This window comes from Frankia sp. CcWB2 (assembly GCF_977927585.1).
On record NZ_CDWRCM010000258.1, the window covers coordinates 1,725 to 2,791 of the forward strand.

Annotated in this window: 1 protein-coding gene; it reads right to left on the reverse strand. The window is 71.3% G+C overall.

The annotated features are described in order from the left end of the window. Positions 1-407 precede the first annotated feature (407 nt). Positions 408-935, reverse strand: a complete 528-nt coding sequence (locus ACY45C_RS19825; RefSeq protein WP_462189065.1) for a peptidylprolyl isomerase — start codon at positions 933-935, stop codon at positions 408-410. Between the last annotated feature and the right edge of the window lie 132 nt (positions 936-1,067).

Genomic DNA, 1,067 nt, shown 5'->3' on the forward strand with positions numbered 1-1,067 from the left:
TCCCGGTCTGGATGGCGGTAGCAGTACGGGATCACCGCGGCGCCGGGTGGCTGCGGCCGGCCGGCGGGCGGTCCGCCCGCGGGAGGGCCGCCGGGACCGGAAGGTGGAGTCCACCCCGACCAGCCGGGCGCCGGGCCGACCGTGGGTCGCCACCCCGGCTCGGCCACCGGGTGGCCCGAGCCAGCCGGGCGCTGCTCCGGGCCGCCCGGCTGGTCATCCGTGGGCGGTTCGACGGGCGGGTTCGCTGTCACCACGCCGCCCCGGCGGCCGGCATCGCCGCCCGAGGAGTACGGCTGACGTGAACATGTCCGGCCGCCCGTACGCATGCGGTGGCCGGCGACCACGCACGCCGCGCGGCTGGAGCTCTCATGCGCCGTACTCCCGGGTTCGAGGCGGGGACCGGCCGGTCAGGCGGACCGGCGGTCGATCACGATCTCCTGGATGACGATGTCAGACTTCGGCCGGTCCTGCGCCCCGGTCGGCGCCTTGGCAATCGCATCCACCACGTCGGTTCCCCGCGTGACCTCACCGAAGATGGTGTGCTTGCGGTTGAGCCAGTCGGTGGGCGCGACCGTGACGAAGAACTGCGAGCCGTTGGTCCCCGGTCCGGCGTTCGCCATCGCGAGCAGGTACGGCCGGTTGAAGGTCAGGTCCGGATGGAACTCGTCGGCGAACCGGTAGCCCGGACCGCCTCGACCGGAGCCCAGCGGGTCACCGCCCTGGATCATGAAGTTCGGAATGACCCGATGAAAGACCGTTCCGCTGTACAGCGGCGTGCCGGTCTTCTTGGCACCGGTCGCCGGGTCCGTCCACTCCTGCGTGCCGGTCGCGAGGCCGACGAAGTTCCGCACCGTCTTGGGAGCGTGGTCGGGGAACAAGCGGATCTCGATGTCCCCCTGAGTCGTCCGCAGCGTCGCGTACAGCTCCTCGGCCATGCGCCTCTCTTCTCTTCAGATCGATCTCTGCGGGTGCCTGGTCAGCCGGCGTCCGGATGGGTCTCGATCGTATGCGCCGGGCGCCGCGGGGGAATTCCATCACCGAGGTTGGCACCGGGCACACGTTCCCAA